This is a genomic window from Kitasatospora acidiphila, assembly GCF_006636205.1.
Taxonomy (GTDB): domain Bacteria; phylum Actinomycetota; class Actinomycetes; order Streptomycetales; family Streptomycetaceae; genus Kitasatospora; species Kitasatospora acidiphila.
Genome location: NZ_VIGB01000003.1, coordinates 563,313 through 585,416, shown reverse-complemented (window position 1 = coordinate 585,416; position 22,104 = coordinate 563,313). Strand labels below are relative to the sequence as shown.

The 22,104-nt window shown below is 70.0% G+C and carries 25 protein-coding genes and 1 pseudogene; 13 read left to right on the top strand and 13 right to left on the bottom strand.

Features of this window, described 5'->3' with window-relative positions; translation table 11 throughout:
• Nucleotides 1-242: 242 nt before the first annotated feature.
• From E6W39_RS03690 to E6W39_RS03675, 3 genes are all read right to left on the bottom strand, one after another.
• On the bottom strand, nucleotides 243-599 hold the full coding sequence (locus tag E6W39_RS03690) for a hypothetical protein (protein WP_141632240.1): 357 nt from the start codon (nucleotides 597-599) through the stop codon (nucleotides 243-245).
• Nucleotides 600-651: 52 nt separating this feature from the next.
• Nucleotides 652-909 (bottom strand): hypothetical protein, encoded by a 258-nt coding sequence (locus E6W39_RS03685; protein ID WP_141632239.1) that lies wholly within the window; start codon nucleotides 907-909, stop codon nucleotides 652-654.
• A gap of 648 nt (nucleotides 910-1,557) precedes the next feature.
• A complete protein-coding gene (locus E6W39_RS03675; protein WP_181799071.1) occupies nucleotides 1,558-2,808 on the bottom strand; it encodes an IS701 family transposase in 1,251 nt (416 codons plus the stop codon).
• Nucleotides 2,809-2,944: 136 nt separating this feature from the next.
• Here E6W39_RS03675 and E6W39_RS03670 point away from each other — a divergent pair, with 136 nt between their 5' ends.
• Nucleotides 2,945-3,400, top strand: coding sequence for a VOC family protein (locus E6W39_RS03670; protein ID WP_141632236.1), 456 nt, complete (start codon nucleotides 2,945-2,947; stop codon nucleotides 3,398-3,400).
• 263 nt (nucleotides 3,401-3,663) lie between these two features.
• Here the strand turns inward: E6W39_RS03670 and E6W39_RS03665 are convergent, their stop codons facing one another.
• Together E6W39_RS03665 and E6W39_RS03660 are read right to left on the bottom strand one after the other, a co-directional pair.
• Nucleotides 3,664-4,323, bottom strand: a complete 660-nt coding sequence (locus tag E6W39_RS03665; protein WP_141632235.1) for a response regulator — start codon at nucleotides 4,321-4,323, stop codon at nucleotides 3,664-3,666.
• A complete protein-coding gene (locus E6W39_RS03660) occupies nucleotides 4,320-5,525 on the bottom strand; it encodes a sensor histidine kinase (protein WP_141632234.1) in 1,206 nt (401 codons plus the stop codon). The genes E6W39_RS03665 and E6W39_RS03660 overlap by 4 nt, the downstream gene beginning before the upstream one ends.
• 158 nt (nucleotides 5,526-5,683) lie before the next feature.
• Between E6W39_RS03660 and E6W39_RS03655 the strand changes: the two genes are divergently transcribed.
• Nucleotides 5,684-6,382, top strand: coding sequence for a class I SAM-dependent methyltransferase (locus E6W39_RS03655; RefSeq protein WP_141632233.1), 699 nt, complete (start codon nucleotides 5,684-5,686; stop codon nucleotides 6,380-6,382).
• A gap of 101 nt (nucleotides 6,383-6,483) precedes the next feature.
• On the opposite strand, the gene E6W39_RS40255 is transcribed toward E6W39_RS03655, so the two are convergent.
• A complete protein-coding gene (locus tag E6W39_RS40255; protein WP_220140153.1) occupies nucleotides 6,484-6,744 on the bottom strand; it encodes a hypothetical protein in 261 nt (86 codons plus the stop codon).
• A gap of 185 nt (nucleotides 6,745-6,929) precedes the next feature.
• Between E6W39_RS40255 and E6W39_RS43950 the strand changes: the two are divergent.
• A pseudogene (locus tag E6W39_RS43950) lies at nucleotides 6,930-7,346 on the top strand (RNA polymerase sigma factor); the annotation flags it as partial.
• Between the two features lie 426 nt (nucleotides 7,347-7,772).
• Here E6W39_RS43950 and E6W39_RS40930 read toward each other — a convergent pair.
• On the bottom strand, nucleotides 7,773-8,201 hold the full coding sequence (locus E6W39_RS40930) for a phytanoyl-CoA dioxygenase family protein (protein ID WP_267286668.1): 429 nt from the start codon (nucleotides 8,199-8,201) through the stop codon (nucleotides 7,773-7,775).
• Between the two features lie 167 nt (nucleotides 8,202-8,368).
• Between E6W39_RS40930 and E6W39_RS40925 the strand changes: the two genes are divergently transcribed.
• The 5 genes from E6W39_RS40925 (at nucleotide 8,369) to E6W39_RS03620 (ending at nucleotide 11,800) form a co-directional block, all read left to right on the top strand.
• The gene (locus tag E6W39_RS40925; RefSeq protein ID WP_228717949.1) at nucleotides 8,369-8,662 is read left to right on the top strand and encodes a hypothetical protein; all 294 of its coding nucleotides are present in this window, start codon (nucleotides 8,369-8,371) and stop codon (nucleotides 8,660-8,662) included.
• 28 nt (nucleotides 8,663-8,690) lie between these two features.
• Nucleotides 8,691-9,494 (top strand): helix-turn-helix domain-containing protein, encoded by an 804-nt coding sequence (locus tag E6W39_RS03635; RefSeq protein WP_181799070.1) that lies wholly within the window; start codon nucleotides 8,691-8,693, stop codon nucleotides 9,492-9,494.
• Nucleotides 9,495-10,166: 672 nt separating this feature from the next.
• Entirely contained in the window at nucleotides 10,167-10,415 is a 249-nt protein-coding gene (locus E6W39_RS03630) for a hypothetical protein (RefSeq protein ID WP_141632231.1), read from the top strand.
• Nucleotides 10,416-10,465: 50 nt separating this feature from the next.
• Nucleotides 10,466-10,738, top strand: a complete 273-nt coding sequence (locus tag E6W39_RS03625; RefSeq protein ID WP_228717948.1) for an SHOCT domain-containing protein — start codon at nucleotides 10,466-10,468, stop codon at nucleotides 10,736-10,738.
• A 285-nt stretch (nucleotides 10,739-11,023) separates the two neighbouring features.
• Complete coding sequence (locus E6W39_RS03620) at nucleotides 11,024-11,800, top strand: PspA/IM30 family protein (RefSeq protein ID WP_141632230.1); 777 nt, start codon at nucleotides 11,024-11,026, stop codon at nucleotides 11,798-11,800.
• 62 nt (nucleotides 11,801-11,862) lie between these two features.
• On the opposite strand, the gene E6W39_RS03615 is transcribed toward E6W39_RS03620, so the two are convergent.
• Both E6W39_RS03615 and E6W39_RS03610 read right to left on the bottom strand, forming a co-directional pair.
• Nucleotides 11,863-12,060, bottom strand: coding sequence for a hypothetical protein (locus tag E6W39_RS03615; protein WP_141632229.1), 198 nt, complete (start codon nucleotides 12,058-12,060; stop codon nucleotides 11,863-11,865).
• Between the two features lie 270 nt (nucleotides 12,061-12,330).
• Nucleotides 12,331-12,876, bottom strand: a complete 546-nt coding sequence (locus E6W39_RS03610; protein ID WP_141632228.1) for a CGNR zinc finger domain-containing protein — start codon at nucleotides 12,874-12,876, stop codon at nucleotides 12,331-12,333.
• Between E6W39_RS03610 and E6W39_RS03605 the strand changes: the two genes are divergently transcribed.
• Both E6W39_RS03605 and E6W39_RS03600 read left to right on the top strand, forming a co-directional pair.
• Complete coding sequence (locus E6W39_RS03605; protein ID WP_141632227.1) at nucleotides 12,868-13,284, top strand: hypothetical protein; 417 nt, start codon at nucleotides 12,868-12,870, stop codon at nucleotides 13,282-13,284. The two genes, E6W39_RS03610 and E6W39_RS03605, sit on opposite strands and share 9 nt — an antisense overlap.
• Nucleotides 13,285-13,325: 41 nt before the next feature.
• On the top strand, nucleotides 13,326-13,850 hold the full coding sequence (locus tag E6W39_RS03600; protein ID WP_228717947.1) for an alcohol dehydrogenase catalytic domain-containing protein: 525 nt from the start codon (nucleotides 13,326-13,328) through the stop codon (nucleotides 13,848-13,850).
• A 379-nt stretch (nucleotides 13,851-14,229) separates the two neighbouring features.
• Here E6W39_RS03600 and E6W39_RS03595 read toward each other — a convergent pair whose 3' ends face one another.
• Nucleotides 14,230-14,535 (bottom strand): hypothetical protein, encoded by a 306-nt coding sequence (locus E6W39_RS03595; protein ID WP_141632226.1) that lies wholly within the window; start codon nucleotides 14,533-14,535, stop codon nucleotides 14,230-14,232.
• 305 nt (nucleotides 14,536-14,840) lie between these two features.
• Nucleotides 14,841-15,806, bottom strand: coding sequence for a glycoside hydrolase family 16 protein (locus E6W39_RS39045; RefSeq protein ID WP_181799069.1), 966 nt, complete (start codon nucleotides 15,804-15,806; stop codon nucleotides 14,841-14,843).
• Nucleotides 15,807-16,360: 554 nt separating this feature from the next.
• Between E6W39_RS39045 and E6W39_RS03585 the strand changes: the two genes are divergently transcribed.
• The 3 genes from E6W39_RS03585 to E6W39_RS03575 all read left to right on the top strand — a co-directional run bounded on the left by E6W39_RS03585 (nucleotide 16,361) and on the right by E6W39_RS03575 (nucleotide 20,239).
• The gene (locus E6W39_RS03585; RefSeq protein WP_141632224.1) at nucleotides 16,361-16,807 is read left to right on the top strand and encodes a hypothetical protein; all 447 of its coding nucleotides are present in this window, start codon (nucleotides 16,361-16,363) and stop codon (nucleotides 16,805-16,807) included.
• Between the two features lie 94 nt (nucleotides 16,808-16,901).
• On the top strand, nucleotides 16,902-18,989 hold the full coding sequence (locus E6W39_RS03580) for a bifunctional polysaccharide deacetylase/glycosyltransferase family 2 protein (RefSeq protein WP_141637517.1): 2,088 nt from the start codon (nucleotides 16,902-16,904) through the stop codon (nucleotides 18,987-18,989).
• A complete protein-coding gene (locus E6W39_RS03575; RefSeq protein WP_141632223.1) occupies nucleotides 18,986-20,239 on the top strand; it encodes an acyltransferase family protein in 1,254 nt (417 codons plus the stop codon). The genes E6W39_RS03580 and E6W39_RS03575 overlap by 4 nt, the downstream gene beginning before the upstream one ends.
• Nucleotides 20,240-20,371: 132 nt before the next feature.
• Here the strand turns inward: E6W39_RS03575 and E6W39_RS03570 are convergent, their stop codons facing one another.
• Together E6W39_RS03570 and E6W39_RS03565 are read right to left on the bottom strand one after the other, a co-directional pair.
• Complete coding sequence (locus tag E6W39_RS03570; protein ID WP_141632222.1) at nucleotides 20,372-21,211, bottom strand: hypothetical protein; 840 nt, start codon at nucleotides 21,209-21,211, stop codon at nucleotides 20,372-20,374.
• 17 nt (nucleotides 21,212-21,228) lie between these two features.
• Complete coding sequence (locus E6W39_RS03565; RefSeq protein WP_228717945.1) at nucleotides 21,229-21,990, bottom strand: papain-like cysteine protease family protein; 762 nt, start codon at nucleotides 21,988-21,990, stop codon at nucleotides 21,229-21,231.
• Nucleotides 21,991-22,104 lie beyond the last annotated feature (114 nt).

Genomic DNA, 22,104 nt, shown 5'->3' with positions numbered 1-22,104 from the left:
TGTTACAAGCTCTTACGTCGGGACTTTCGGTCGGCAGGTGCTCTTCACATCGTCATGGCGGTCATTCTGCCTGCCTCGGGCGAACCTCAGGGGACACTCGATTGCTTACCCCGGGACCATCGTCGTGTTCTGCGCGCTGATGGTCCCGGGTGTAGCCGGAGCCGGCAGTCGATCTGTCTGAGGAGCGCCGATCCTGGCGTTCGGTCAGCCGGGGCGAACGGACGGCATCTCGGCGTTGCCGGTCAGCACTCGCGTAGCCCGGGAGCCGGGTCCTGGCCCGTGCTGACGTCGACGGCGGGCACGTTGCCCCAGGCGCCGTTGTCGAGCTGGGTCCAGTACCAGATGTCGTTGCCGCCCGGGTGGGGGTCGCCGTGGCCCCAGCACTGGAACCAGCTGAAGGTGCCGTTGAGCTGGCCGCGGGTGGCTGAACGGTAGGAGCGGTCCGCGTAGCCCTTGGCCCCGGCCTTGTTGCCGCAGTACAGCCTGCCGTCGGAGCGGACGCCGCATTCGGCGGCGGATGCCGGGAAGCCGATCGCGGCCAGGCCGGCCGTCAGGGCGGTGGTCATGACCAGGACGGTGATCTTCCTGCGCACGTTCACTGTGTTCTCCTCGATGGCGGGGCGCTTTCGCCCTGTGGTGGTGTTGCGGGATTCAGCGGGGGACCTCGGCTTCGCCGCCGAGTTCGACGGCAACCAGTACGGCGGCGTGGAAGTCTTCAAGGTCGCCGTCGGGGACCGGGGCCGGGCTGCCGGTGAGGGCGTACCACTCGTCGGCGCCGGTGTACCGGATGGCGACGTCGACGAGCTGCTCAGGGCGGCGGGTGCTGCGGACGGTCAGCTCACCGGTGATGACGCCGACCTCGACGGTCATCGCACCGCCGGGGCCCGCGGTGACCTCGTCCTCGCACACGGCGGGCTCCGCGGGCGGCCATCAACTCTCGCAGGTGTCGAGCATCTCGCCCAACGTGAGACGTTCAGGTCGCCAAGCTCCTTGCGGGCGACATCGGCGGGCGACGGCTCGGGCAACACCCGGTACTGCGCCAGCGGAACCCGGACCGCCCGGACCGGTGAGGCAGAGGCCGGCGCCGCGGCGGGGACAAGAACAATGGAGAAGCCAACGAGAGCGGTGGCAGCGGGGAGCCACCCACGAGAAGCGATCATGCGTCAAGAGATAGCGCCGGCCCGCCCACGGACTACTGATCGTCACCCATCCGAGGGCGAGCCCAGAGCCACGACTGACCCGCTCGCAACCAGTTCACTGCCAACCGCCATTCACCCGACGCAAGCCGAGCGGTTTGGAGAGGCCCCTTCATCAAGGGCCCTGCCGGGGCACCACTGCGCATCACGGAGAAGGCATATCTCGTGGACTAAGCGGCGGTCCGCTCAAGGCCATCGCCACCGCTGCTCCGTCAGCGTGTCACCACGCACTGACCTTGGGCCGAACTAGTAGGGCTTGGTCAGGTCTGTTGTCGTGTGGGTATGTCGCGGTGGCAGGTGGGGCAGGCGCCGGCCCAGGTCGCCAGGAGTGTCTGCAGCTGGCGGACGACCTGGTAGAGGCTCAGGCCGGCGCCGTGTCTTTTGGGGCGGTGTTCAGCCTGCGCAGGGTGCAGAACGCGTGGGCAAGGGAGACGAGGGTGACGTGGTGGTGCCAGCCGCCGAAGGTGCGGCCCTCGAAGTGGGCCAGGCCCAGGGCCTGCTTCATCTCCCGGTAGTCGTGCTCAATCCGCCAGCGGAGCTTGGCTGTTCGGACCAGCGTGGTCAGCGGGGTGTCGGCGGGCAGGTCGGAGAGCCAGAACTGGACCGGTTCGGCTTCCTTGGCGGGCCATTCGGCCAGCAGCCAGCACTCGGCCAGCTCCGCGCCTTCGGTGGCGTCGCGGACCTCGCGCCCGGCGGGGCGGATCCGCAGGGCCACGAACCGCGAGTACATCCGCTTGAAGCCGCTCCTTGCGCGGCCGGGGCGGGATCCCTCTCGCCACGACACCGGCTTGGCCGCCTTCGGTCCGGCGGCGATGGCCAGCTCCTTCACGCTGCGGGGCTTGTCCGGGTACTTCGCCACCGGCGGCCGGCCGGTGCCGTTGTAGGCGGGTGTGAACGGACGGGCTTCGCCGGGGTGCGCGGACAGGGTGGTGGAGATCCCCACCACGTAGTGCAGGCCTCGCTGTTGCAGGCCCAGGCGGAAGGCGGCGGCGTCGCCGTACCCGGCATCGGCGACGGCGAGCGGGACGTGGACGCCCCAGGACCGGGTCTCGTCGATCATGTCCAGCGCCAGCTGCCACTTCTCCACGTGGCCCAGGTCGGCGGGGATGCCGCACCGGGTGCGGCGGGCGACCTTGTCCGGATCCGCTTTCGCCGAGGCCGCATCCCAGCTCGCCGGGAGGAACAGCCGCCAGTCGACCGGCGCGGAGGCGTGGTCGCGGGCCAGGTGGAGCGACACGCCCACTTGGCAGTTGGTGACCTTGCCCGCTGTCCCGGTGTACTGGCGCGACACGCAGGCCGAGGCGTCCCCGTCCTTGAGGAACCCGGTGTCGTCGATGATCAGCGCGGTCGGTGCGATGGCATCCTGCATCCTCCACGGCAGCCGCGCACGGACATGCGCGGGGTCCCACGGGCTCGTCGTGACGAAGTGCGCCAGGGCCTGCCGGTTGCCGTCCTCACCGAGCCGCGCGGCCATCGGCTCCACCGACTTCCTCCGGCCGTCCAACAGCAGACCCCGCACATACGCCTGCCCCCAACGGCGCTGATCGGCACGGGTGAACGCACCGAACATCTCCGCCGCGAACGCCTCCAGGTCCTCCCGGACCTCGGCCATCTCCCCAGGTGTCACACCTCAACAACGCGCCACCCGGCACAAAGGACACGCCACCACCGAGCCGACCTGACCAAGCCCTACTAGAGCCTGTTGCGAAATCGGATCGTCTGTCAGACCCGTCTGGGATTCTCCGAGCATGGAGATGACGCTGCAGCTGACGATCGACTGCTCCGATCCGCAGAGAATGGTGGCTTTCTGGGCCGAGGCCCTGGGCTACGTGCCTGAGCCTCCGCCGGGCGGGCACGCCACATGGCGTGCTTACTGGGCGGCGATGGGGGTGCCCGAGGCAGAGTTGCCGGCCGGAGCCGGGGACATTCCGGAGTCGATCATCGATCCCGCGGGACGTGGACCGAGGGTGTGGTTCCAGCAGGTTCCGGAGCCGAAGGTCGCCAAGAACCGGTGGCACTTCGACTTGAAGGTCGGTGGGGGCCGTGACGTTCCAGTGGACGTCCGCATGCAGCGGGTCATGGCTACGGTGGAACGGCTGGTCAAAGCTGGTGCCACCGTGCTGCGGATCAAGGACGAGCCGGACATGGGGCTCTACGCCGCCGCCATGCAGGACCCCGAGGGCAACGAATTCGACATCGTCTGAGGGTCGTTACACGCCCTAGCCGCCTGCGGAGCAGCCCCGAGCGCGCGGGGAGGACGCCCTGTCCTCGCTGACCCGCTCCCGCGCCGTCGGAGCAACCCCACCCGCGTGGGGAGAACCCTTTGCGAGCTGCGTCGTTGCGCGTGCTTCGCCAATCCTTTGCTGATGTCAAGGAGGCTTCACTGGCGTAGCGGGGAGAGCGGGTCGGGCCGCCTATGGGGCATCACCCGAGACGCACTCTGGGACGCCACTACGGATCGCGGCCGTCAGGCTTCCGCATGGTCCAGGCCGGCGTCGCGGGCCAGTAGGGCGGCTTGGACCCGGTTGGCGGTGCCGAGAGCGGTGAGGATCCGGCTGACGTGGGCCTTGACCGTGCTCTCGCGCATGCCGAGGCCCTTGGCGATGTCCGCGTTGGACAACCCGGCGGAGAGCAGGCGCAGCACGTCCGCCTCCCGCGCGGTCAGGCAGTTGATCCGGGCCCGCGCGGCGACGGACCGGGGCGTGCCGGCCCGGTGGTAGCGGTCGATCAGCCGACGTGCGGCCGCCGGGTGCAGCATGCCCTGTCCGGCGGCGACCACATGGACGGCCCGGGCGATTTCGGCGGGCGGGGTGTCCTTGAGGAGGAAGCCGTCGGCGCCGGCGGCGAGCGCGTGGTAGACGTATTCGTCAAGGTCGAAGGTGGTGAGCGCGATGACGCGTGGGGCGGTGGGCAGTTCGCGCAGCCGCCGGGTCGCGGCGATCCCGTCGAGCCGGGGCATCCTGATGTCCATCAGCACGACGTCGATCTGCTGACTGCGCGCCAGTTCGACGGCCTGCAGCCCGTCGGCGGCCTCGGCGACGACGCTCAGCGCCGGATCCTGGCCGAGCAGGTCGATGAGGCCGAGCCGGACCAGTGCGTCATCGTCGACCACCATGGTGCGGATCATGCGGTGTCCTCCGGTGGCGCGGGTGGGTTCAATAGCTGATCGGGAGCCGTGTCCAGCTGGGCGGCGAGCAGGAAGCCTCCGCGGCCGTCCGGGCCCGCGTCCAGTTGGCCGCCGAGCGAGCGGACCCGCTCGGCGAGCCCGACCAGCCCGTAGCCGCTGCTGCGCGGACCATCGGATGTAGCCCCGCCAGGCCGGCCCGGGCCGTTGCGGACCTCGATGGTGGTGGCCGGGGCGCCGTAGCGGACCCGTACCGCTACGGGCGCGGTGCGGGCATGCTTGCGCGCGTTGGTGAGCGCCTCCTGGACCAGGCGGTAGACGGCCAGGCGGTGGGTGGTGGGGACGCTCTCCGCTTTGCCGGTGACGGCCAGTTCGACCTGCTGGCCGGCCTGAACCGCCTCGCCGACCAGCTCGGTGAGGCCTCGCAGTGCCGGGGCAGCGGCCCCAGGGACTCGCTGTGGCGGTTGATCGGCGCGCAGCGCGCCCAGCACGTCACGCAGGTCGTCGAGCGAGCCGGCCGCGGTGGCGCGTAGCAACTCCAGACGCTCGGTGAGCAGTTCGGGATCGGTGGCGACTGTTCCGGCCAGCGCCCGATCCCGCAGCACGCCGGCGTGCAGCACCAACAGGCTGAGGCGGTGGGCGAGTACGTCGTGCATCTCCCTGGCGATCCGCGCCCGTTCGGCGGACTTTGCCTGTTCGGCCCGCAGTTCGCGTTCGCGTCGCAGGGCGGCGACCTGGGCGTGCAGGGTGCGAATCAGCCGGCGGCGGCCGTGCAGCCACAACCCGAAGGACAACAGTGCGACCTGCGCCAGGAGTTGGGAAGTGAAGATGCCGGCCCCGTCGGCCAGTGAGGTGGCCCGGACCGTGCTGGTCGCGGCGATCAGGGCACCCCCGACGAGCGCTGGGCCGAGCCGGCCGATGCTGGCGAGGTAGTAGACGCTGAACAAGCCTGGCACGGCCCGGTTGAGCAGACCGCCGGTGAGGACCGGGAGAACGGCCGCGGCGACCGGGTGGCGGCGGGTCAAGAGCAGGGAGGCGGCAGCGAGAACGGCCATGGCGACCCGTGGCAGGCGCCACGGGCCGTCGGCGCGCACCCACTGCACCGCGGCCTCCTCGACGGTGAGCGCGAGGAGGGCCAGCAGGTAGAGCACGTCGACCCACGGGCGGCGGCCGGAGCCGAACCAACCGAGGGGTGCCGAGCGCACAGTCCACCTCCCCACCGCGTTCCGTACCGTCGATGCTAGGGCCGGCCCACGGCCCGACGCCTCCTCCTCACGGCTACCGCGACCCTCGACTTTGGTCGGGGGTGGGCGCCGCAGGTCGGCCGATTCCGGGCGCGGTCGGCCTTCCTACCGTCGTTGCCATGACGACAGTTCGGCTCGATGCCCGCCCCGACTCACCACGCCGCCACCGGGGTTCACTCGGTGACGGCCTTCTCTTCCTGGCCGAGGCGCTGCGCTCCTGGCACGACACCGGCGCGGTGGCACCGAGCGGCGCCGACCTGGTGAACGCGCTCCTGGTCCCCGTGACCAGCCGCCCCGACCGACCGCTCTCGGTTCTGGAGGTCGGCGCGGGAACGGGGGTGGTGACCCGGCGGCTGGTGCTGGCGCTACGGCCGGGCGACCGGCTGCACGTGGTCGAGGCCAACGCGCGGTTCGTCCAGCACCTGCGTGAGGACCCGGTGCTGGTCCGGCACGGGCCGAGTGTCGGCTTGCGGCTGTCTGCCGGCCGGGCCGAGGATCTGATGGACTATCAGGACGAGCTCGGACGGTACGACGTGATCGTGTCCGGCCTGCCGTTCACCAACTTCCCACCGGTGCAGGTGCGGCAGCTGCTGGACCTCTACCTGCGGCTGCTCGCTCCCGGGGGTGAGCTGACGTACTTCCGCTACCGGGGAACGACCGCCCTTCGCGCGCTCACCTCCGGTCCGCGACGCGCCGCCCAACACCGCGCGGTGGTCCACCTGTTGCGACAGTTCGAGGAGTCGTACGGGCTGGGTGAGCGCACCGCGTGGCGCAACGTCCCGCCGGCCCGCGCCTGCCTGGCACGGAAGCCGGGGTAGGTCGAGCAGACCGGCGCCCGACTCCACCAGTTCAAGTGCCTCGCTCTCCGTCGGGAACGGCGCCTCGATTCACGGCGCCTTCGTCTCACTTGCCTGCTGCGTTATGTGCCGGGCGGCGCCCCGTATCCCGGCTGGGCACTCCGCTCCGACCAGCCGGGCGGGACAACCCTCAGTCCTGCACGCTGGTCATTGACATGTGGTTGGCGGTGGTGAAAGTCGTCCTCGTCCCAGGTGACGATCAGCTCGCTGTTGTGGCCGCAGACCGCGATGACCAGCCGGGTGACCGTCTCACGCGGCATGGTCGCCTCCAGCAGCCGCACTCCGGGCACCAGTTCGGCCGCGCCGCGGGCCACCTGGTTCACCTTGCGGTGGTCCCGATGCCCGTAGCCGCCGTTCGCGTCGTAGCCGAGCAGTAGGTCGGCCCGCTCCTGGCGGATCAGCTCGGCCAGCCGCTGGCGGCCTCCTCGGTGTTCGTGCGGGCGAACCGAGTGCGGCCCGGCGGGTCCGGCTGGAGCTCCGGCCCGCGCCCGCTGTCCGCGTACCCCAGGTGCACCACCCGGCCCGATCCCAACACCGCGACGCTCGCTCGGAGTTCGCCCGCCGCAGCGCCGATCCGCACACCGTCGCCGATCTCACGGCGGACACCTTCGTCGAGGTGATCACCTCCTACGCCACCTTTGACCCGCGCAAGGGCACCGCGCGCTCCTGGGTCTTCGGCATCGCCCGGCGCGTCTACGCGGCGCACTGTGCGGCCGGCACCCGGCAGCGCGAGAAGACGGTGCGCCTGGCGGGCCGCCGGGAGCTGGACGCCGACCAGGTCGAGGAGCTGCTCGACCGGATCGACGCCGAGCGGGCCGGCCGGCATCTGGTCAGCGAGCTGACCGCGCTGTCCGGGCCCGACCGGGCCGTGGTGGAGCTGGTCGACCTCGCCGGCCTGACGGCCAGGGAGGCAGCGGGCGTGCTCGGCATGACGCCGGGCGCGCTGCGGATGCGGCTGATGCGGGCCAGGGCCCGCCTGCGGCGGAACCGCGCTGGTCGCCTTCGAGGCCCTGTCTGGCGGCCGCATCACCAGTGCGGTCGAGCTGATCAAGGGTCAGGCACCCGACTGCGTCAGCCTGCCGCCGCTGCCGGCGGACGCGCCGCCGCAGGGCTCGGGGGCCGGTGCGACGCAGGGCTCGGGGCTGTCGTCCTCGCAGTCCGACAGCTGAGGCATGAACCGCGCTGGGGTGGGGACTCTGTCCCCGCCCAGCGCGGTGCGTTCAGGCGGGTCGCAGCCTTCTCGGTCTTCGTTCAGAGGGCCTTGTCAGCCAGTCCCGGCGTTGTGGAATGTGCGTCGATTCGCCACGCAGGGCTGTTGTCGAGCGATCAGAACGGGTACCGGGTCTGGCGGTCAGTGGGCGGCCCCGGTCCAGGTGTCTCCGCACGGTCCGCCGCCGGTGGCCTCGGCGAGGTCGACGTCGCTGCCGTCCGGGTCGACCAGCGGCAGGTACCAGCCGGCGATCTCGGTGCTGCTCTGCGGGACGTAATGGAAGATCAGCGAGCGCCGGAAGCGGTCGGCGGTGGTGTTGGGCAGTGATCCGTGGACTGCGCTGCCGTGGAAGAACAGCACGTCGCCGGGTCGCATCTCGCTCTGCACGACCGGCAGGCCCGCCGGCGCCCGGACCAGCCCACTGGTGAACGACTGCCCGGGGTCGGCCTCCTCGGGGCAGACGATCTCCATGGTGTGACTGCCCGGCACCACTCGAAGTGCGCCGTTGGCAGCGTCGCACGCGTCGACGGCGATCCACGCCGCGATGCACGTCTCCGGGTGGGCGCGCAAGAAGAAGTTGTCCTGGTGCAGAGCCTGGCCACGGGCCGAGGGGGCTTGAAGTAGAACATCGACTGGGCTCCGTATACCGGGCCGACCAGGGCGCTGACCAGCCCGAGCAGGCGCGGATCGGTCATCAGCGTCCGGGCCAGGCGCCCGATCACCAGATCCGGGCGGCGATGCGGGTTCATGAAGCGGGGATAGCGGGCGAGGACGGCGTCCTGCGCCACCTCCTCGACGGCACCGACGGCGAGGCGGTCGGCCTCGACCTGAGCCATGAAAGCCGCGCGGATTCCGTCGGTCTCGGCGGCCGGGAGCACCGCGTCGACCTGGACCACACCGTCGCGGTCGTACCGGTCGCGCAGCGCGGCGGGATCGGCCGCCGGAACGGAGAGAGTGCTGTTCGTCATGCCTCCATCGTCTGCACCGGACCCCGGTCGGGGTATCGCCGAACCCGTCGTCCTCATGGATGATCCTGCTGTGCCCCCACCTCCTGACGCGGTGACCATCGCCTCCCGGACCGAGCGCGTGCTCTGCGGTCGGCTCGACGAGGATGCCACCTACCGCACCGTCAGACCCGGTGGCACGACCGACTGGGTGTTGTTCGTGACCGTGGCCGGCTGCGGGCGCCTGCGACGCACCGGCGCCCCCGACATCCTCGCGCCGGCCGACCGCATCACCGTGATCGAGCCGCACACGCCGCACGACTACGGCACCGACCGGGACGCCGGCCACTGGTCGCTGCGCTGGGCGCACATCGAGCCACGGCCCGACTGGCTGCCGCTCCTGCACTGGCCGGCGGCGGCCCCGGGCATCCGCAGCATCGAGGTCGACGGCACCGTGCGCGGTCGCGTCGTCCAAGCGCTGGACCGGGCCGTCGGCGCCCAGCACTGCGGACTGCGCCGCAACACGCTGTTCGCGATGAACGCCGTCGAGGAGGCCCTGCTGTGGTGCGACACCCGGAACCCGCGGGGAAACGTGCTCGACCCCCGGCTCCTGGCCGTGCTCGAGCACGTCAGCGACCACCTCGACCGCCCGCACACGGTCGCCTCGCTGGCCCGGATCGGCGGCCTGTCGCCGTCCCGCCTCGCCCACCTGGCCGCAGCTCAACTCGGCACCGGCCTCATGGCGCACGTGGAGCAGCAGCGCATGGAACTCGCCCGGCACCTGCTCGCCGTCACCGGCCTGCCCGTCAACCACGTCGCCCGCAAGGTCGGTTTCACCGACCCTCTCTACTTCTCGCGCCGGTTCCGCCTGACTACCGGGATGTCCCCCACCAAGTTCCGCACCGCGACCGGCGGATGACCGGCGCGGGTGGACCGGCCCACGGGGTCGGGGGCCCACCGGTGCCATGAGCGGTTGCGGAGTACGCAGGCCCGCCTTCGCGCCCGGTGCGTCAGGGTAGGCGGGGTTCACGGTAGCCGGGGGAGCGATTGTGGGCGCCGGAGGTGCCGACGGTGGGGTTGAAGCCACGCAGGCGGGAACGCCGGCCCGGGCTGATGGCGCTGCTGGGCGACCCCCGGGCAGCGATGGGGTCATTCGGCTGTGGTGCCGGGCAGGGGCGTGTGTATCGTGGATATTGGCCTGCAGGGCGAGCGAGGGAGTTCGACCGGATGGGCCCCGGGCGATGGGCGGAGGCTCCGCGCGGGGCTGTTTGTCGGCGGTCGGGCTGAGAGGCTGGAAGGTCTGTGAGACCGGAAGGCGACCTCCACCACCTGATCCGGACAATGCCGGCGAAGGGAGCCCACCTTGCAGGTCTTCGTCTGCCCGCACGCACTGCACTGACGCGAGGACACGATCAGTGATGAGGGATGACGGAGCGGCGGGGCAGGCGACGGTATGCGGCTTCGCGCATGCGTCATCTTGACGTTTTCGCCGGATACTGGACGCACAAGCCCTCGCGCCTGTCGGCGATCTGTACGAGCCCCTGCCGGGCCTGCCGGAGTCGGCTCCCATCGCGCGGAGCCAGCGCTCCGCTTGCCGCCCCGAGGACTGCCGGCCGCGGTCGTCCGCGGCAAGCCGGCCAGGGGCGGCGCGGGCAGGGTCGACATGGTCGGCGACGGCATCGACGACGCCCCCGCGCCGGCCCGGGCAGACGTCGGGCTGGCGATCGGCACCGGTGTCGCCATCGAAGCCGCCGACGTCACCCTGATTGGCCGGGGCCGCCCGCCCCGGCCTCAAGGCCGGAAGGCCCTGGCTCACGTCATCGGGGCCGCAGGAACGTGAGGACGGGGGAGGGCGCCTGCGTGCAGCACGATCCCTGGGAGGTGGGAGTGATGTTCTGGACCGCTCACGACGCCGGCGGGTGGCTCGGCATGGCGTTGGGCGTGATCGTCTTCTTGGGATTGCTGATCACCCTGATCCTGGCCTTGCGATCGATGGCCCGCCCGGCCAAGAGCAAGAAGAACACCCTGCCCTCGTCTACGATCACACCGCCGCCGGAGCAACGGCCCGCCGAGCGCCTCGCCCGCGACGAGAACGACAAGGACGAGTACAAGAAGCGTCTCGCCGCGCTCCACACTCACAGACCGGACCTCCCCAACACCTGACACAGCCGTCGGCGGCAGCTGCGCCCCGCCGTCCCGGGGGAGGACCCCATGACCACTTCCACCGCCCCGCACATTGCGAGGACCAGGAGCCCGTCCTGCCAGGTCGGGCGCCACATGCCCCGTTCCCCGCGGGCGGGTTCCGAAGCGAAGCGCCGCCAGTGCGATGGATGAGAGCCGCCGGTCACCAATGGCCCTAGCTCTGGGTCACGCTACGGCGGACACCACGCGGGGCGCCGCCGCCATTCGACCGGCTCCAACAGCACAGCGGAGAAGGAGGTGGGGGCGATGAGCGGCATCATGCAGCGTATCGCCGCCCTGTTCAGGATCAAGGTGGGCAAGGCGCTGGACCGTGCGGAGGATCCGCGCGAGGTACTCGACTACTCATACGAGAAGCAGTTGGAGCTGGTGCAGAAGGTGCGGCGCGGGCTGGCGGACGTGGCCACCAGCCGCAAGCGCGTCGAGCTTCAGATTGCCCAACTCGACCAGTCCTCTGTGAAGTTGGACGGTCAGGCGCGGCAGGCGCTCGCGGTCGGACGGGAGGACCTCGCACGTGAGGCCCTGAGCCGGCGCGCCGCCGTGGCATCGCAGATCAGCGACCTGCGGGGCCAGGAGTCGTCACTGCAGGCCGAGGAGGAGAAGCTCACCCTGGCCTCGCAGCAGCTGCAGGCTCGGGTTGACGCGTTCCGCACCCGCAAGGAGACGATTAAGGCCACCTACACGGCCGCCGAGGCCGAGACGCACATCAACGAGGCCGTCACCGGTATCTCCGAGGAGATGGGCGACATCGGTATGGCCATGCAGCGGGCCCAGGACAAGACCGAGCAACTCCAGGCCCGAGCCGGGGCGTTGGACGAGTTGATCGCCACCGGCGCGCTGGAGGACGCCACCCTGCCCGCGGGACGTGACGACATCCAGGCCCAGCTCGACGCCGCGAGCGAAGGCCACGACGTCGAGGCCGAACTGGCCAACATGAAAGCTCAGTTGGCCGAACCTGGCGCGGGCCCGGCCATCGAAGCCGGCAACAAGCCCGCCACACCGCCGGACGATGAGGCCGCATCATGAACGTGCGGATTCTCGGCGAGGGAGTACGTCCTCGCCGAAGAGCACGACTGAACGGCGTTGGACTAGAGCCCCAGGTCCAGTGCGAGGCAAGAGTAGAAGGCCCATTGCCTCTCAGGGTCGTACATGTCCGGCCCGCCGGATGCCGACACGTCCTTCATCTCGGTCATGTCCTCGAAGCGGACGCGCTCGGGCAGCGTGCGGAAGCGCGCCCGCCCGGCCGCGACGACGGCATCCAGTGCACGTGCTTGTTTCGTAGCCATGGTCCGCTACCTCCGGTTCTCTCAGGCGGACACCGCGGTGGCGTTGGCGGTGACCGGAATGTGGCCCGTGATGGGCTTGGAGCAGGGGCAGAGCTGGTGGGCGGCGTCGGCCGGCTCGGTGTCGGTCTCCTGGTCACCTGTTTGAACAGTGACGAGTGTTGCTCTGCCACGCGTAACCTGTCAAGAGGGTGACAGGGTGCCCTTGAGGCGACTCTCGGTGTGATGGTCCTGCGCTGCGGCCGGCAAGAGCCGCGGCGCAGGAACCGCGGCTCAGTCCTTGCCGCCGGCCCGGGCCCGGTAGGCGGCGGCCTTGACGCGGTTGCCGCAGGTCCGCATGGCGCACCACTCCCTGCGCCGGCCGCGCGAACGGTCGAGGTAGACCTGGGTGCACTCGGGGCGGGCGCACTCGCGCAGCAGTGCCCCGTCGGCGCCGCCGAGGATCTCGATCGCCTCGCGCGCGAGCGCCGTGAGTCCTTGCGCGGCCGAACCGCTGCGGGTCACGCCGCCGGGGCCGAGGCGCAGGGTGATCGGCAGCCCTGCCGCGTGCCGGTTCAGCACGCCGACCGCGTGGGCGGGCAGCGGCTGGCCGTCGAGGTGGGCGGCGACCAGCGAGTAGATCGCTTCCCGTACCTCGACGGCGATGTCGAGGTCGATGTCGTCGGCACCGGGGGCGCCGTCCAGCATGCCGGACTCGACGAACCAGTCGTCGAGCAGGCCGGCCGTGGCGAGCTTCTCCATCGGCGCGTCGTTGCGCCGGGCGCGCAAGGTGCCGACGAAGTCCAGGGGCAGGGTTCCGCAAGGAAAGGCATGATTCACGTCACCATTTTGACTGGTGACGAATGGGTGTGCAAGATGTGGCCCGACAGCTCCACAGGCGCCCATCAGGGGCGCTGCCGTCCCAATCCCCGCAGGTGGGCCTCCACCACTCGGAATGGCATCATCACGTCCGAACGGGATTTCCACCGGCGTCAGCGGCGTGCCCTCCCGCCCGCCTTCCGCTGTGACAGCATCGCCGCCTGCGTCGGCACGATGACCGACATCACCGAGGAACAGGTGTCGGACTGGCGCCCGGGCGAGGTGATCGCGGTGGATCTGGTGATGCGCCGGCTGATGGCGGCCATGCTCGTCGCGACCTTCCGTCGGGCCCCCCACCGGTGGCCGGTCAACTCGCTTTCCCGGCAACGATTTTGGACTTGCTGGTCCAATTCTGGCTGCCTAACGTGATGCCCGTTCCCTCACGGACGATCCCATAGGAAGGTGTCATCATGCACGCGATCCGCATCGAGGAGCACGGCGGCCCCGAGGTCATGCGCTGGACCGAGCTGCCGGATCCGACCCCTCGCCCCGGCGAGGCGCTGGTACGGCTGGGCGCTGCCGGCGTGAACTACATGGACGTCGGTGCCCGCGCCGAGGGCGGCCCGGGCTGGGCGGCTCCAGCGATCCTCGGCACCGAGGGGATGGGCTACGTCACCGCCCTCGGCGAAGGGGTCAGGGACCTGGCCGTCGGCGACCGGGTGGCGTGGTTCTACCACCCGGGCAGCTACGCCGAACTGCTGGCCGTCCCGGCCCACTCGCTGGTCCGGGTTCCCGACGGCATCAGTGACGAGACCGCCGCAGCCGTGATGATGCAGGCAATTTCACGATGCGCACAACTCAGTGCCGTGCCCCCGCCCTCGGAATGCCTACCTCGATCAGTGCCGGGCTGGATGGGCGCGGCACCCGGGCGGGTCAGGCTGCACAGGGATGGATGTCACCCGAACGGCCCATCTCCTGATGGGCTTTCCGGGTGAGTGGACATACCTGCCGTCAGTCACCGTACCGGTGCCCCGACGATTCATGCGAAGGCCTCGCCGCCGCCATGGCCAGGCTCAATGCGGCGCTGCACGAGGAGTCCGCACTGCGGTGCTGAACCGCGTGTCCGGAGGGTGGCCGGGGTGATTCGTGGTTCCCGCGAACCGGGCGCGGCGGCCGGGGTCCTGGAGGCTGTGGTCTTCGGCGGTGCCCGGGAGCGCGGGAGGTGTGGGGGCTGTTCCCGTTCGGTGGGCGCCGCCGGGTGGTGTCGGGCCGGTGGTGCCGGTGTGTGCGGGGTCTGCGGTTCTTTCCGCGGTGGTGGTCAGCTGCCGGTGAAGACGTCGTCGATGGTGATGGTGCCGGACTGGGAGCGGAAGGTCAGGCTGATGGGGGTCTGGTTGCCGGGCAGCAGCGGAGGAGGTTGACGGTGATCGGCACACGGGTGCTGGGTTGCCAGGCGTCGGGGAGGTGCCTGGCGTCGATCTGCACAGTGGAAATGCCGAGCGGGCCTTTGTAGCTGACGTCGACGGCGAGGGTGCCGGTGCCCTTGGCGAAGAAGCGGACGTTGGGCTGATCGACACCGACGCAATAGGTGGGGGAGGTGGCGTGCGCGCCCTGCGGCAGGGTCAGGGAGCGACTGTCGGCGGGGCTGACGACGTACCAGGGCTCGCTGCCCGCGCTCACGGCGGCACCGTTGTCCGGGGTCCAGGAGAAGTGTCCGGGCTCGAAGTCACCCCCCGGAACGTGCTCGTACTCTCCGAAGTCGCCCCATGGGATGAACGGCTGGCTCTGCGGCCCGACGGGGCAGATCAGCCGGGCCGAGGAGGTGGTGGCGTGGCGTCTTCGACAGCGACGGCCGGACGGTTGACAGACGCCCTGGAGGAATCACCGCATGAAGCAGGTGCGCGCATGCTGCTTCGACGCGCACCCTTCGATGCTGCGGGCCTGATCGCGGCTCAGCTCCTCGAGCCCGGCGGTTGCCGCCCGGGTCAGGACTTCGGCACGGTGTTGACGTAGTCGGTACCGGCACCGTAGAAGCCGTCCACCGCTTTCTGGACATCCGTCTGGGACACGGCCTCACCGGCCTTGTAGTAGAACCAGTTGACCTTAGTGTCCCATGTGCGCGGACCACCGGTGAAGGGGAGGTCGATGAACCAGTCGCTGAAGTGGATGTCCATCTTCTCGCGCGGGACGTAGTTGCCGGAGCTGGTGAACAGCTCCTTGCCGTCCAGAGAGTAAGTGACCTTTCCGTTCATGGCGGTGACCATCATGATGTGCCAGCCCTCGAGGTGCTGCTTGAGGGCGTGGGTGACCCGGTCCGGCGGATCGGCCTTGTACCAGCTCGTGGTGTCGAGTTCCGGACCCACCGAACCCCAGCCGCCGTTCGGCATGTACTCGTAGTCGAGTTCGCTGTAGTTCGTCGAGGAGTCCGCGGGGGAGATCGGGTAGAAGGACTCGACGAGGTGGTCGCCGTTGCGACCGCTCGCAGGCTTGTCGCTGAGGTAGATCCGAGCGGCGAAGGTCCCCGTGAAGAGGCCGGTGCCGGTGCTCTGCACCTCGACCTGCTTGGTGCCCTGCGCGGTGCCGTCGGTGGACGCCTGCAACTGCAGGATCCTGCCCCCTTGAGCGGTCGTATCGGACGGGAAGCCGGCACCAGTGGTGGACCAGGTGCCCTTGATCCCCGGGCCGCCATCGTCGGTGCGGACCTGCCAGCCGTGGGCGGTGAGCGAGGGGTCGTCAGGACCGCTGTAGTGGAAGTCGTCGAACAGGGTTCCAGGCGGTCCGGACGGGGTCGGCGAGGCGCTGGGGGCGGACGCGCCCTGCGCGGGCGCGGCGGCGTCGGCGCCCCCGCTGGATGCGGGGGCGCCGGAACACGCGGCGAGGCCGCACACGAGGGCCGGCAGCGTGAGCACGGTCCACGCGCGGCGACGAGAGGTGCGGCGGGGCTGGCTCACACAGGCTCCTTGGGGCGTAGGGGCGGTATCTGGACACGCCCTTTGCATGAGGATCGATCACTGATCGAATTGAGGCGTCATCCTAACCAAGTGTCCAGGCCCTGCCACCTCGTCCGCGGTGGGGACCTGGACGGCTCGAGCCCGAGTCCGCCCATCTGATCAGCCGGCTCGACCTTTGGGGAGTGCGATCAACTGCCTCTTGAACCTTGCTTGTTGGTCGGACAGCGGTCCCGCGGTGGGACGGATGCGCAGGTGGTCACGGCGGCTGCGGTGCCGGGCGAGGGCGCGCAAGTTCATCAGGTGGGCCATTCCGCGCTCGGGACGGAGCGCGGCGTGAGAAGTGTGAGAAGTGTTCGAAGCATTTCGATCTGATCACAACCTCTGGGCAGATCGCGCCAAATGCACACATCGAGCCCAATTCGAGTCGGGCTGGTGCACTAGCGTTCCCCCTCTACGTTTCCGGGGTCTACGTACCCTGCCCTGAAAGGCCTTGCAAGGTGCGCCCAGTCATCACTTCCGTCGAACGCGGATCGGCGCACCGGGCGCAGCCTGACATGTCCGAGTCGGGACTTCAGGAACAGGCTCCCGCGCCGGTCTTCGTCGACGAGTCGGGTCTGCGTGGCCGTCTGCTGCGGGGCCTAGGCTGGCCGGTATCCCTGGTCGGCGCGATGCTGGCGGCCGCCATGGGCAGCAGCCTGGTCGGTGTGCAGTCGGACGCCCCGGCGATGGGGATACCCGTGCAGCCCTCGCTGCCGTCCGCACCGGTTCCCCCGCCTGTGCCGTCGCTGTCGCCCACCCCGTCACTCTCGCCGTCCTCGCCCCGGACGGCCACGCAGTCTCCGACACCTCACGCGACCAGCTCGGCTACCGCACCGCACACCGCGGCCACTGCGCCGCACACGGCGGGCATCGTGCCGCACGCCTCGGCCACCGCGCCGCACGCGTCGGGCGCCGCACCGCACGCGGCAACGCCTTCGCACCAGCCGACCAAGCACGCCTGATCGTCCGCACCACCCATCTCCAGGAGCGCCATTGTCCCGCCACCAGCGCCGCCGGCAGTCCCTGCTGAGGCCGCGTCGACTGGCCGCGCCGCGTCTGCGCTTCTTCATGCCGTTGTCCCTGCTGGCCTGCCTGCTCGCGCTGCTCGTCCTGCGCGGCCTCGCCAGCAACGAGGTGTTCCACGACACCCGGATCGCGGTCTCGGTCGACAAGACGACCGTGCCGGACAACCTGCTCAAGGGCGGGCCGATCATTGACGCGCGTGGCACCAAGAACGCGAACCCAACGAGCTACCGCATCCCCGAACACACCGTGGTCCTGAGCTTCGACGACGGCCCCTCGCCGCAGTGGACTCCGAAGATCCTGGAGGTGCTCGCGGCCCACCACATCCATGCGGACTTCTTCGTGACCGGTGCGATGACCACGCGCAACCCGGGGCTGATCCGGCAGATCGTCGCGGGCGGCAACGAAATCGGCGTGCACACCTTCACCCACCCCGACCTGGTGTTCCAGTCCCACACCCGGATCGCCTGGGAGCTGGCGCAGACGCAGGTGGCGCTGGCCGGCGTCGCGGGCGTCCACAGCGCGTTGTTCCGCCCGCCGTACTCCTCCGACGCCTCCGCGCTGGACGACTGGAACTACCCGGTGGTCAAGTACGTGGGGTCGCACGGCTATCTCACCGCGTTCATCGACTCTGACACCGACGACTGGAAGCGTCCCGGTGTCGACAAGATCGTCAAGGCGGCGATGCCGCCCAAGCCCGGTGCGGGCGAGCTGATCCTGCTGCACGACGCGGGTGGCGACCGCTCCCAGACCGTCACCGCACTCGGGCAGATCATCGACAAGCTACAGGGCGAGGGCTATCGGTTCAGCACCATCTCCGAAGCGCTCGGCGCCTCCAACGCCATGGTGCCGGTGCACGGTTACCAGCTGTGGGCGGGCAAGGGATTCATCTGGGCCACCCAGGTTGGCGTGTACAGCCTGCCGGTGCTGGTCGGCCTGCTGGCCCTGGTCGGCTTCCTCAACTTCGGCCGGTTCGCGCTGATGCTAGTCCTCGCACCGATCCACGCCCGCCGCTCCCGGCGGCGGAACGCCTGGGGGCCGCCCGTCACCGAGCCCGTCACCGTGCTCGTCCCGGCCTACAACGAGCTCGAGTGCATCGCCAACACCCTCAACTCCCTGGCCGCCAGCGACTACCCGATCGAAGTGATCGTCATCGACGACGGCTCCACGGACGGGACCGCGGACGTCGTCGAGGAGATGAACCTGCCGTTCGTCCGGCTGATCCGCAAGGTCAACGGCGGCAAGTCCAGTGCGCTGAACACCGGTATCGCGGCCGCCTCGTACGACATCATCGTGATGATGGACGGCGACACTGTCTTCGAGCCGTCCACCGTGCGCGAGCTGGTCCAGCCGTTCGGCGACCCGGCGATCGGCGCGGTCGCGGGCAACGCCAAGGTCGGCAACCGCCACAGCCTGATCGGCGCCTGGCAACACATCGAGTACGTCCTCGGCCACAACCTGGACCGCCGGATGTACGACATGCTCAACGTCATCCCGACCATACCCGGCGCGGTCGGCGCGTTCCGCAAGGAGGCCCTGCAGCGGGTCGGCGGGATGAGCGACGACACCCTCGCCGAGGACACCGACATCACCATGGCGGTGCTCTGCGACGGCTGGCGGATCGTCTACGCCGAGCGCGCCCGCGCCTGGACCGAGGCTCCCGCCAGCATCCAGCAGCTCTGGTCCCAGCGGTACCGCTGGAGCTACGGCAGCATGCAGGCGATGTGGAAGCACCGCCGTGCCGTGACCTCCCGCGGCCCGGCCGGGCGCTTCGGCCGGCTCGGGCTGCCGCTCGTCGTGCTGTTCGGCGTGGTCGCCCCGCTGCTGGCGCCGCTGGTCGACCTGTTCCTGCTGTACGGCGTGCTGTTCGCGGACGCCCCGGTCACCCTCACCAGCTGGGGCGGCTTCATCCTGCTCCAGGCCGCACTGTCCTGGTACGCCTTCCGGCTCGACCACGAGAAGCCATGGCATCTGATCACCCTGCCGATCCAGCAACTGGTCTACCGGCAGCTGATGTACATGGTCCTGTTGCAGTCCACGATCACGGCGCTGACCGGTGGCCGACTGCGCTGGCAGAAGCTCCGGCGCACCGGCGAGGTCGCCGCACCGGTGGAGGCATGACCATGACTGCGTCCACCGAGTTCGGGGGCAACCAGGACACGCTCCAGTTGCGCATCCCTGTCGGTCTGCGACCGGAGCCGGAGTCGGAGCCGCCGTCCAAGCGCGGGGGCGGCCGCGACCGCTACCTCGACCTGCTGCGCGCGCTGGCGCTGGTCCGCGTGGTGATCTACCACAACTTCGGCTGGTTCTGGCTGCCGATCGTCTTCCCGTCGATGGGCGTGATGTTCGCGCTGGCCGGGTCGCTGATGGCACGTTCGCTCAGCCGGCCCGCCCTCGGCGTCATCCGGAGCCGACTGCGCCGACTGCTGCCGCCGATGTGGCTGTTCGGCGCGATCATGATCACCGCCCAGATCCTCGACGGCTGGGGACCCAACGCCGAGGGCCACCCGAACTGGTGGTGGGGCAAGCTGGTGTTCTGGATCGTGCCGTTGAGCACTCCGCCGTACGCCGTCAGCCTGCACGGCTTCAACCACCATCTGGAGCACGTCTGGGCCGAGCAGACCATCGTCCCGCTCTGGTACCTGCGTGCCTACCTCTGGTACGTCCTGCTCTCCCCGCTGATGCGGTGGGCGCTGCGGCGACTGCCGTGGGTGATGCTGTTCGTGCCATTGGCGCTGTCGATCGTCATGAACGTGTTCTTCGCCGATCAGGAGTTCATCTACGGCCGGGTCTGGGAGACCGCCACCGACTTCACCACCTTCGGCTCCTGCTGGATCCTCGGCATGGCCCACCAGGAGGGCCTGCTCAAGAAGATCCCGCAGTACGTCGTGCCGTCCGTCGCGCCGCTGATCATGGTGGCCGGCTGGTGGTACCTGCACACCCGGCCGGTCGATCCGAGCAACCCGACCGACATCGAGAGCTGGCCGATCGCCCAGGCCCTGTGGTCCTTCGGCTTCGTCGCCATCCTGCTCCACGTCAGCCCGTCCTGGGAGCAGTGGCCGAAACCGCTGGAACGCTGGAACGGCCTGGTCAGCCTGCTCAACGCACGTGCTGTCAGTGTCTACCTCTGGCACGAGACGGCGCTGGTGCTGTCCATCCCTCTGATCGACCCCCTTTGGACCGTCGACTTCTTCTACAAGCACTGCCAGTGGCTGCTGACCAGCCAGTGGTTCCCGCTGATGGTGGCGATCCCGCTGATCGGTCTGCTGGTGCTGATCTTCGGCTGGGTCGAGGACGTGGCCGCCAAGCGCTCGCCGCGGCTCTTCCCGTACCCGCGCCGCAAGCGCGGCAGGCGCCGGGCCGCCGTCTGACGGGGACTGCGAGTGGATCGGGCGCGTCAGACGCTGGGCGGCGGGGATCGCTGGGTGCAACCTGCGGCAGGGCAACCACGTGCCCTGCCGCAGGCGCGTGCGGAAACCCGACTCCGCGTCAGCGCGCGGAATCTACTCCTGCCTCCGCGCGCGGCGCCGGCGCAGGGTCAGGGTGCCGCCGGCCAGCGCCAGCGCCGCGGCACCGGAGGCGCCGAGCTCCGCCGTGGACGGCCCCGACTGCTGAGCCTTCTGAGCGGAGGCGAGGCCGTACCCTCCGGCCAGGCCCTTCTGGTCATACGCCGAGCCCGGCAGCTCGTCGGCGTAACGCTGGTGCACCAGCTTCTGGTACTCGGCCAGCGACAGGCTCGGGCGGCCGGCGAGCCCGTCCTGCGCCTCGTGGTTGAGAGGCTGGACCTTGTCGTCCGCGAGCTCGTACCAGGCGTGGATCTGCGGCTCGGTGAAGATCGTGGTCCCCGGCGTGGCCCGCTTGGCGTAGCCGGTGTCCTCGCTCTCGGAGCGGACTCCGGCCAGCGCCCACGAGCCGGTCCGGTGGCTGAGCAGGACATCGGCGTGGTGGCCGTCCTTGCTGGTCACCGGGGTGGCCAGAAAGGCGAGGTGCACGGTGTTGCCCGGCGTCACCGACGACGTTCCCCGGACGAAGTCGGGCGAGAGCTCGTAGAGCGGGACGGGGGCGTCCATGCTGAACGCCTGCCCGGCGACCGGGGATTCGGCCGCCCGGGGCATGGTGGGCGCACCGCTGGGGCTGCCTGCGGCCATCGCGCCGAGGAACTGGGAGACGGTGCTGTGCACATGGTCGGAGGCCAGTACCTGCTGGGCTCCCGCGAGGTCGGGGACGTCCTGCCCCTGGTCGGCCTGGGCCGCCGGGGACACGACGGCCATGAGCGCTGCCGCGCCCAGGGCCAGCGCGACCAGCCGACCCGCTCGCCGACCGGTACGGATGTTGTTTCGCATTGCGGCTGCGGCCTTCCTCAGTTGTGGATCCCGATCCGGGAGTGGGTCCAGCGGAACGAGTTGTTGCTGACGTAGCTGCTGTAGTCCCACCAGGTGTAGGTCTGGGTAGACGGCCACGGGTCGCCGACGGCGATCATGTTCGAGGACGGGTCGTACCCGTAGATGACGTTCATGTGCCCGCCTCCAGAGGTCCAGCCGATGCGCACCGCGAACGGGCGGTTGTCGGCTATCTCGTTGGCGGTCTCCGCGAAGGTGGCGCTGCGGTTGAGGTCGCTGCCGGTGCTGGCGAAGCCCATCTCCCACAGCGCGCCCGCCATGTCGTCCAGCGTGGCGGGTCGGTCGTTGCAGCTGATGCCGCTGTACTCGTTCGCGAGGTTGCAGAAGTCGTACTGGTTGTACTGGTTGTAGCCCCAGTAGTTGGCGATGGTCAGGCCGGAGGCGTCCCAGCACCATTCGTCCTGGACCTGCTTCTGCATGGTGATCGGCAGGGAGGACTGGCCGCAGCCGGGCAGGGAGTCGGTGCTCTCCGAGATGAAGGCGTCGGCGATGAAGAAGGAGCCCGACCAGATCCAGCGGGAGTCGTTGTCGACGGTGTCGCCCTGGGTCTGGCACTTCATGTTCACCGTATTGCCGGGGGACGCCTGCCCCACGAGGGACGCGGACAGGTGCGGAGCAGCGCGTTCGTTGATGTACGAGTAGTTTTCCTGACCGCCTGTCACCGTGCCGGTGGAGTCGGCGAAGGCCGGAGCAGCCGCCCCGAGCCATCCCGCCACGGTCATCAGCCCGGTGACCACCGCGTTAGTTGCCCTTCGCCGACGACGGAAGGGAGGAGAACCGTGCATGCAGCAATTCCTTCTCGAACGGACAGGTGGGACGAGCCGGTACGGCAGCAG